Consider the following 9,124-nt stretch of genomic DNA (forward strand, 5'->3'; position numbering starts at 1 on the left):
CTGCTGTTGTGGTACGGCTGCATAGGCTGCCCGCCCGAGGCGGGGCAGGGATGCCCCATGTTACGATTTGCCCCTCGGAGCACCGCGCTTTTGGCCCAGCGACGCACTGTCAAACGCGTCCGGCGCAGCGGCTCCGCGAGGAGAAATGAGAATGTGGCGCCGAATCAAAGCGTCCTGGATGGCGATCTTTCTGGTCACCCTGCTGGGTGTCGGGTACTTGTGGATGTACCGTTTTGAGCCGTTGCTCTCTGGCGAGGCCGGCAGCGATGTGTTCGTGTGGGACCGCTGGACGCACCGCGTCTGTGCGCTGACCGACAACGGCGAGGCTACCGAGTGGCGGTGCGATAACGCCATGGAGACCGACGGCTCGAGCAGCAACACCAACTCGGATGTCTCGATACGCAAGCGCATGCGCGACGCCGTCCAGCGCATCAATCTGTAAATCCTGAATCCCACGCCCGCCGTTCGTCGCGGGCGTTTTTCTTTCTTGGTCTTTCTTATCCTTTGCCGGGTTCTGCCGCGTCCACGAGTTCTGGCGACGGCACGGGCGGCAGCTTGCGCACCTGCGCAGTCTCCATGCGGCCCTGGCGCTGGAACGGCCCCAGGTTTTGCGGCTGCCCGGATTCCAGCGCGCGTTCGATGGCGGCCAGTACGCGCACGTCAGCCAAGCCTTCCTCGCCGTTGGGCTCCGGCTCCCGATTGTTGAGGATGCAGTCCGAGAAGTACTGCAGTTCGCCGCCAAACTGGTCGGTCGCGTCAAACGCCTGTTCATGCGTCTTGCCGTCGATGGTAGCCCGGTATTTAAGGCCCACACCAAACATGAAGCCCGGCGAGACTTCCAGATCGCCCTTTGTCCCGAGAATGCGGTATTGGTCGATGCTCGCGCCGCTGTAGCTGACGACGAACTGGGCGACGCGGTGGTCGGCAAAGCGCAGCGTGACGCTGACGGTGTCGTCGAAGTTGAACGGGAGGTCGGGGTCGCGCACGCCACTGGCTGACACCTCGATCGGCTCTTCGCCAAAGAGATTACGCACCGCGTTGATGGGGTACACGCCCATGTCCGAGACGGGGCCGGCCCAATAGCCGTGATTGGCGCGGTGGTTGGACGGCGCCACCGATTGGCTGAACATGGCCGAGAACGCGCGGATGCGGCCCAGTTTGCCCGTACGTACAAGCTCAATGGCGGCCAGCGTGGCGGGCTCGAAATGCAGCCGATAGGCGATCATCAGTTTCGCGTTGCCGGCCCGGGCTGCCTCGATCATCGCTTCGCAATCGGCCTCGCTCGTGGCCATGGGCTTTTCAAGCAAAACGTGGACGCCGCGCTGCAGGGCGGGCAGGGCGTACTGCCGGTGCATGTCGTTGGGCAGCGCGAGGTAGATTGCGTCGATGTCGCCCGAGGCAAGCAACTGGTCGTAGTCGGCATAGCCGTGCACATGCTGGATGCCGTAGCGATCGGCCAGTGCGGTGGCCTTGGCCTCATCGCCCGTGACCAGCGCCGTAACGACGGAGTTGCCGCTCTGCGCGACGCCGGGCAGAAATGCAGCCTGGGAAATCCACCCAGCCCCGACCACGGCATAACGCACCGGGCTTTGAACGGCGCGGGCTGGAGCGACTTGCAGCTCACCCGCAGCCTCATGAGAAGCAGTATTCATGACAATTCCTTTGCAATCGTTGCGCACGGCAGCATGCCGAGGCCGCGGTGTAGCGTGCTCCGCCGTGCGGGTGCTGACTGATTAAGCAAAGGTGGTGCCCGGTGGGGGCAAAAGGCGTCACATCGGGCCTGCAGGGGCGCCTTGCCCTGCGCTCAGGCGTGCTCCGCTCGGCTGTCAGTCGGGGCTTCGTCGCGTTCGGTCATGCCGTAGTCGCGCACCACGTGGGCAATGCGCAGGCGGTAGTCCGCAAACGCGCGGTCGCGTCCGACGTGCTGCGCGCCGCGATGCTGCTCCAGGTTGCGCCACGCCTTGACGGCCTCTTCATCGCGAAAGAACGATAGCGAGAGCATCTTGTCGGGGTTCGTGATGCTCTGGAACCGCTCTACCGAGATGAAGCCGTCCACCTGCTCAAGCAGCGGCTTCAGCCGTGCGGCCAGGTTGAGGTAGGTGTCGCGCTGGCCCGGTGCGGGCTCGACTTCAAAGATGACGGCGATCATGGCAAGTCTCCTGTGGGGTGTCTTCGTGATGTGTTGTTTGGTGCAACTTCAAGCTTGAAAACGGGGAATGCGCGCATTGGGCGAAGGGCGGTATGCCACCTCGCCGAGCCCGGCAAGCCATCGGTCGACTTCCTGCAGGCTCAGCAGATGCCGCACCGTTTCGCGCGCGATGGTGGTGGCCAATGCATCGGCGGGGCAGCGGTGCGCGCCGCCGCCGAAAGTCCAAAGGCGCGGCGCCGTGCGGTCGATGTCGAAGCGTAGCGGGTCGGGGTTGGTTGTGCCATCCAGATTGGCAGCGGCCAGCAGCACCAGGATCTTGTCGCCCGCGCGCAGCGGGTGGCCGAGCAGATCAACATCGTGCGCGACGAAGCGGCGTGTGTTCTGCACCGGCGCGTCGCGGCGCAGGACTTCGCGCACGAAGGGCTCGATGGCGTCGGGCTGGGCGCGCAGCCGGGCAGTCAGCCCGGCGTGCCGCGACAGCGCGACGATGCAGTTGCCGAGCAGCCCCGCGCAGGCGTCGTAGGTTTGCGCAAGCAGGGCGGCGAGATTGGCGATGTCGGTGTCGCTGTCATCGTCAGCGTCAGCGCCGGCGAACGGCGAGTCGGCAAAGCGCTGCTGCAAGCGGCCGACGGCGGCATCAGCCTGCGCGACGGCGATTGCACTGGCGCCGGGGCTCAGCGCTGCCAAGTACGCGGCAATGTCGGCCTGGCAGGCAGGCGCATCGGCACCATTGCCCAGCAGCGTGTGCGCCATCGTGGCGAGCGGCACGCGAAAGTGGGCATCGGTATCCAGCGCGGCATCCAGGCTTGCTGCCTCGGGCAGCGCAGTGCGCGCATGCCGTTGCGCGTGGCCCGCCAGCGTAGACACATCCAAGCGGCCCAGCGCAGTCATCACCTTGGCTTTGCGCGCACTGTGGTCTGGGCCGTCGATCTGGCGCACGAGGCGGCCGAAGAATTCGCCCGTGGGCGTCGCGGCCACGGCTTTGGGCACGGGCTCATCGGCAGGTCGTACGCAGCAGGCGGCGTTGCCCAGCACCGCGTCTACGGCTTCAGCGCTGGCGGCGACCCACCAGCCCAGGGCGGCGTCGAAGAAAAACGGGCGTTGTGCTGCAAGTTCGGCGTAATAGGGAGCGGGATCGGCATGCACGATGGCTTGCAGCACGTCAGCGGGCGGGGCGGTGTTGAGGGCAATCATCAGCGTGGGGCGCGGGAGTAAGATGGCTCTCATTGTCTGCACTGGCCGCCCGCCAGTCACGCGCCAACAGTTTGGTCTCCATCGAACCATGACCGCATCTTCCTCAGCCACTGAATCGACCACCCAGCCGGACATCGGCCGCGTGGCTGCCACGATTGGCGACCCAACCCGCATCCGCATGCTGCTGCTGTTGATGGAAGGCCGCTCCCTGACTGCCAAGGAACTCGCCTACGGGGCCGGTGTGGAGCCCGCCACGGCCAGCGCGCACTTGCGCCGGCTTGAGGCCGATGCGCTCATCACCTCGTTGTCGAGCGGACGCTACAAATACTTCGGGCTGCGCTCTCCGGCGGTGGCGGAGATGATCGAGTCGCTGCTGGTGGTCGCGCCTGAAAAACCTGCTGACCCGCGGCGATCAGTCGTGCCTGAAAACCTGCGTGCTGCGCGCCTGTGCTATGACCACCTGGCCGGGCAGCTCGGCACCGAGGTGTCGGAGAAACTGCTGTCGCGCGGCTGGCTGACGCAGCTCGATGCAATCCACGGCGCCTACGACGTCACGCCCGAGGGTGAGCAGGCGCTGGCCGCCATCGGCGTCGATGTGGGTGCGTTGCGCAACGGCCGGCGCCGCTTTGCTTATGGCTGCATGGATTGGAGCGAGCGTCGCCCGCATCTGGCAGGCGCGCTCGGGGCCGCCGTGGCGGAGCGCTGCATCGCATTGGGATGGCTGGCGCGGCAGAAGCATTCGCGTGCACTGAACATGACCGAGGTCGGGCAGCGCGAATTGCATGCATGGCTGCGCACGGCGTAGGGCCCCGCGGCCGTGCGTCAGTTGGCGCCGCCGATCGACTTGACGTAGTCGCGCTGGAACACGCACATGCGTAGCGCGTTGTGATACGCGCCATTGCTGAAGAACTCCTCGATGAGTTCACCTTCGCGCTGGAAGCCGCATTTTTCGTACACGTGGATCGCGCGTTCGTTCACTACGTCGACCACGAGGTACAGCTTGTGCAGATTCAGCACCATGAATGCATAGTCGATGGCAAGTCGCGTCGCGGTTGACGCATAGCCGTGACCCTGCCAGCCGGGCGCGATGATGATCTGAAATTCGCCGCGCCGGTGGATGTAGTTCAACTCCATCAACTCGACCAGGCCGACGGCTTCGCCGGCATCGTTCTCGCAGATGAAGCGGCGCTCGCGCTGGTCGTGCACGTGGCGGTCGTAGAGCTGTGAGAGTTCGGTAAACGTTTCGTACGGCTCTTCGAACCAGTAACGCATGATCTTCGCGTCGTTGTTCAGTTCGTGTACGAAGCGCAAGTCATTGCGCTCCAGCGGGCGCAGGCAAAGGTCGCGGGATTTTTCGATCACCATGGTGTTGTCCTTGTTGTGTTGAGGCGCCCGACATCGCGTCGACGTCCCAACGTGTTCAGCAAGGACGTGTCGCTCCGGATGCGTGCTTACGCCGCGGTTGCGCGCGTCGGCGCCGATCCAGATACAGCCACCACCCTGTTGCTGCAAATACCGGCAGCATCAACGCTCCGATCAACACTAGCACGACGCCGATCGGGCCGAAATAGCGTCCATTGTGAAGCGGCAACATGCCTGCAAGCAGGCGTTGCATTGGCGGCTTTGCAGCGAAGGATTCGTTGCGCAGAACGGTGCCGGTAGCGGCGTCCAGCGTCAATCGGTTGAAGGCGCGGTCGTGCGGAGCATCGGCCGGCAGCCAGTTGATATCGACCTGGCCCGTGCGGGCATCGTCGATACGGAGGGTGGCCGTTACATAGTTCGACGCGTTGTCGAGGAAAGCGTTCCACGTGCGCTCAATTGCCGCATCTTCGAGCGGTTTTCGCGGGACTTCCACCGGTTTTGCCTTGGAGATAACCGGCACGCCGGCCAAGCGCTGCAGGCCATCGCGGTACCAGTCATATGCCCAATACAGCCCGCTGAAGGCGGCGAGCAAATAGAGCGGCAACACCAGCGTGCCGATGACGGTGTGCACGTCCCACCATCGGATGCGGCCCGCACGGCTCCACCGGATGACAAGCCAGCTTCGCCAGTTCGAGACGCGACGCGGCCAGCGCAGGTACAAGCCCGACAGCGCCATCACGACGAGCCCTATCGTGCTCGCACCTACGATCTGCTTGCCGATCTCATCGGCAAGCAACGTCCGGTGCAGCAGTTTGACGGTGGCAAAGAAGCGCTGTGCGCGCGCTTCGGGCAGCAAGGTGCCGGTGGCGGCATCGATGTAGCGCAGCTCACCGCGGCTGCTGCCACCGTGTTTACCGGGCGGCCACGCATACCAGACGCGCCACGGCTGGGTGGGGTCGGACGCAGCGGTGATGAAGGTGACGGGGCGGTCCGGCATGGCAGCGCGCGCCTGCGCCGCCACTTGCGGCAGCGTCGGCGCAGGGCCGCTGCGCGCGGGCATGGTGAGCACGCCGGGGTTGAGCGCGCGCAGCAGTTCGTCTTCGTACGCCATCAGCGCGCCGGTGGCGCCAACGACGGCCAGCACCACACTGGCCGACAACCCGATCAGCCAGTGCAAGCGGAACAGCACCCGTCGCAGCATCGCTCGTTCGCCTGTTCGATGCTTACATCTTGTAGCGCACGCCCAGCAGCGCCATGCGCGGGGCACCGGGCATGTTGTAGTTCTCGGCGGCGCCGTGAGCCGACACGTAGTACGCGCGGTTGAACAGGTTCTGCAGGTTCAGCGTGACATCAAGGTGCTTGCTGCGATAACCGGCGCCCAGGTCGACGGTCATGTAGCCGGGCAGCGTCGTCAGGTTGTACTGCGATGCGTAACGCGCAGCTTCCGCACGCACGCCGCCGGCCACGTAGAAGCCGTTCGGCAGGTCGTGCTTCAGCCATACCGAGCCGCTGTGCCGTGGCGTGAGGGACGGCTGGTTGCCGTTGACGGCCACGCCACCGCTGCGGTCGTTCGGGTTTTCCAGGCGGCCGTTCAGATAGGCATAGCTCGCCATCAGCGACCAGGTTTTCACGATCTCGCCCGTGAACGACAACTCCAGGCCGCGCGTGCGCTGGGTGCCGATGGGCACGCCCAGCAGCGTGACCGGATCCGCCGCCGTCAGGTTGGTCTGCTTCATGTCGAACAGCGCGGCCGTGACACTCGCGCCGGCAGACAGGTCGTACTTGGCGCCGATCTCGTAGTTCGTGGTCGATTGCGGAGCCAGTGCGCCGCTGTTCGGGAAGAAGGTGAAGCTATCGGCCAGCGGCTGGAACGAGCGGCTGTACGACGCATACAGCGAGAGCGGCTCGATCGGGTGATACACAACGCCAAAGCGCGGGCTGACCGGCTTGTCGGTGCGTGACAGATCCACATTGCGCGGGGTCAGGTCGTCGCGGCTCTGCTTGAGGATTTCATAGCGCAGGCCGGCCAGCACCGTCCATTGCGGCGAGAACTTGATCAAGTCCTGCACGTACGCCGCATATGTCTCGTTGTGCGAGAGGCCGTAGTTGGTCGGCACTGCGTTGCCCGGGACGGTCGGCAACACCTGCAGCGTCGGGTTGAAGAGGTTGTAAGTCGTAGTGCCCGGCGCGCCGGCCACGCGGTCGCTCTTGTCCTGATAGCCCAGCTCGATGCCGTACAGCAGCGTGTGCTGGATGCCCCAGGTCTCGGCCTTCTGCGTCAGCTCGTTCTGCCATAGCGTGCCGCGGTCGTTCCGGTTGCGCTGGTTGACGGATAGCGTGACGGTCGGGATCGGCCCATCGGTGACGCGGCTGACGGTCGTGTAATTGTTGCGGCCCAGCGAGTATTCGTAGTTGCGCACCACGCTGTGGAATGACCATTTATCGTTGAAGCGGTGGTCCAGCGTGCCTGTCACGCTCTTGACGGTGGACTCCACATTGCCGGCGCCCGCATCGGCCGAGCCATAGCGCGTGCCGATGGGTACATCGACGGGGCGGCCGCGGTAGGACGGCACGCCCTGGTCTGCGATGCGCTTGTCGTGCAGGTAATCGAACTGCACCGTCAGCTTGGTATCGGGCGCCAGGTTGAACAGGAACGACGGCGAGATCGCCTGACGGCGCAGGAAGTAGTCGTTGCGGAAACCACCCGAATCTTCAACGGCGCCGGTAATGCGCGCGCGGATGGCGTCGTCGTTGATGGACGTGTTCAGGTCGAACTCCGCGCGCTTCTGGCGCTCCGTGCCCACCACCACACCGACTTCGGCCAGCGGCGTCGCCAGCGGTTTCTTCGTCACGCGATTGATGATGCCGCCCGATGAACCACGCCCATACAGCACGGCCGCCGGGCCCTTCAGCACTTCAACGCGGTCGATGTTGGACAGGTCGCGGAAGTAGAGCGAATCGTCGCGCAGGCCGTCGACGTACTGGTCATTGATCGACGAGAAACCGCGAATGGTCACCTGATCGCGCTGCGCATCGCCCAGCGAGGCCGACACGCCCGGCACGTTGCGCAGCGTGTCGTTGATCGACAGCGCGCCTTGGTCCTGAATCACCGCACGCGGCACGACGTTCACCGATTGCGGAATCTCGCGCAGCGGCACGGGAATCTTCGTGGCGGTGTTGGCGATGGGCGTGTCGTAGCTCGTGCTGCTGCGCGTGCCCTCGACTGTGGAAGTCGGCAATGTGCCCGCATCGGCTGCGGCAACGGTGTCGGCGGCGGTTGCCATCTGGGCAAACGGCAGCGTTCCAAGGACGGCCAGAGACAGGCACAAACGTTTCGGCGGCATTGCAGTTCCCGTAAAGTGAAAAATACGACGCGACTCCCTCCCCCGAGGTGCGGCGCCTTCAGAATGTGAAGGCGCAGATAATAATGAGAACAATTCCTATTTACAAGAGAGTTAAGACCCGCTTTTGACGATGGGTAACGTTTGCCGGTCTCCGATTAGGCAATTTTTTCGGCATATCGCCGGCCAATAGGGCACTAAATTGCCCTGCCATCGTCTGAGTCGCCTGTTTTTGCCAATTTTCAACATGCCCCATTCATCACATCAAATGCCATTGAGGGCTGCGTTGGTGGGCTACGGCTACGCCGGCAAGCTCTTCCACGCCGCCTTGATCGATGCCACGCCCGGGCTGCATTTGCAGGTCATCGGTTCCAACCGGCCTGACGCGGTACATGTAGAACGGCCGGATACGACGGTCTGCACGCCCGAAGCAGCGGCAACGCATGCGGACGTCGACCTCGTCGTCATTGCCGCACCCAACGACCGTCACGCGCCGTTGGCAGAAGCGGCGTTGCGTGCGGGCAAGCATGTCGTCGTGGACAAGCCGTTCACCGTCACGCTGGCAGAAGCGCGGCATCTCGCGCGGGTGGCGCGTGACGCGGCGCGCGTGCTGTCGGTGTTTCAGAACCGCCGCTGGGACAGCGATTTCCTCGCCGTGCAAGCCGCCATTGCGGGCGGCGCCCTTGGCGAGGCCATGCACGTCGAGGCGCATTTCGACCGCTATCGCCCACAGGTGCGTGCGCGCTGGCGCGAGCAAGCGGGGCAGGGCACAGGCATCTGGTTTGATCTGGGCCCGCATCTGATCGACCAGGCGCTGCAACTGCTCGGCCTGCCCGATGCGGTAAGCGCTTCGTTCGCACGCCAGCGGCCGGGCGCAGAAACGCCGGACTGGGCGCATGTCGTGTTGGATGTGGGGGAGCGTCGAGCCGTCCTTCACTCGAGCATGCTGGTGGCGGGTGGATCCCCGCGCTGGATCGTCCACGGCACGCGCGGTTCGTTCGTCAAACGCCGGATGGATCAGCAGGAAGCGCAACTGCTGGCCGGCATGAAACCCGGCGCTCAAGGCTGGGGTGTAGAT

9 protein-coding genes are annotated in these 9,124 nt (G+C 64.6%); 3 read left to right on the forward strand and 6 right to left on the reverse strand.

What is annotated here, in order from left to right; translation table 11 throughout:
* Window positions 1-151 precede the first annotated feature (151 nt).
* Window positions 152-442 carry a hypothetical protein gene (locus AAHM38_RS22510; protein WP_009240655.1) on the forward strand — a complete coding sequence of 97 codons (291 nt, stop codon included), beginning with the start codon at window positions 152-154 and terminating at the stop codon, window positions 440-442.
* A gap of 55 nt (window positions 443-497) precedes the next feature.
* On the opposite strand, the gene AAHM38_RS22515 is transcribed toward AAHM38_RS22510, so the two are convergent.
* The 3 genes from AAHM38_RS22515 to AAHM38_RS22525 form a co-directional block, all read right to left on the reverse strand.
* Window positions 498-1,652 carry a Gfo/Idh/MocA family protein gene (locus tag AAHM38_RS22515; protein ID WP_065853846.1) on the reverse strand — a complete coding sequence of 385 codons (1,155 nt, stop codon included), beginning with the start codon at window positions 1,650-1,652 and terminating at the stop codon, window positions 498-500.
* A gap of 152 nt (window positions 1,653-1,804) precedes the next feature.
* A complete protein-coding gene (locus tag AAHM38_RS22520) occupies window positions 1,805-2,149 on the reverse strand; it encodes an antibiotic biosynthesis monooxygenase family protein (RefSeq protein WP_065853850.1) in 345 nt (114 codons plus the stop codon).
* 48 nt (window positions 2,150-2,197) lie between these two features.
* Window positions 2,198-3,376, reverse strand: a complete 1,179-nt coding sequence (locus AAHM38_RS22525) for a cytochrome P450 (protein ID WP_257019783.1) — start codon at window positions 3,374-3,376, stop codon at window positions 2,198-2,200.
* A 55-nt stretch (window positions 3,377-3,431) separates the two neighbouring features.
* Between AAHM38_RS22525 and AAHM38_RS22530 the strand changes: the two genes are divergently transcribed.
* Entirely contained in the window at window positions 3,432-4,148 is a 717-nt protein-coding gene (locus AAHM38_RS22530; protein WP_116575177.1) for an ArsR/SmtB family transcription factor, read from the forward strand.
* A 17-nt stretch (window positions 4,149-4,165) separates the two neighbouring features.
* Here AAHM38_RS22530 and speG read toward each other — a convergent pair whose 3' ends face one another.
* From speG to AAHM38_RS22545, 3 genes are read right to left on the reverse strand one after another with little or no spacing between them, the layout of a single operon-like run.
* Entirely contained in the window at window positions 4,166-4,708 is a 543-nt protein-coding gene (speG, locus tag AAHM38_RS22535) for a spermidine N1-acetyltransferase (RefSeq protein ID WP_116575176.1), read from the reverse strand.
* Between the two features lie 55 nt (window positions 4,709-4,763).
* Window positions 4,764-5,906: a PepSY-associated TM helix domain-containing protein gene (locus AAHM38_RS22540; protein ID WP_116575175.1), complete on the reverse strand. Its 1,143-nt coding sequence runs from the start codon at window positions 5,904-5,906 to the stop codon at window positions 4,764-4,766.
* 22 nt (window positions 5,907-5,928) lie between these two features.
* Entirely contained in the window at window positions 5,929-8,049 is a 2,121-nt protein-coding gene (locus tag AAHM38_RS22545) for a TonB-dependent receptor (RefSeq protein WP_116575174.1), read from the reverse strand.
* A 265-nt stretch (window positions 8,050-8,314) separates the two neighbouring features.
* Here AAHM38_RS22545 and AAHM38_RS22550 point away from each other — a divergent pair.
* A partial coding sequence (locus AAHM38_RS22550; protein WP_342234324.1) for an oxidoreductase occupies window positions 8,315-9,124 on the forward strand: 810 nt, incomplete at its 3' end.

The sequence above is a fragment of the Ralstonia sp. OTU4908 genome (genome assembly GCF_038440115.1).
Lineage (GTDB): Bacteria > Pseudomonadota > Gammaproteobacteria > Burkholderiales > Burkholderiaceae > Ralstonia > Ralstonia pickettii.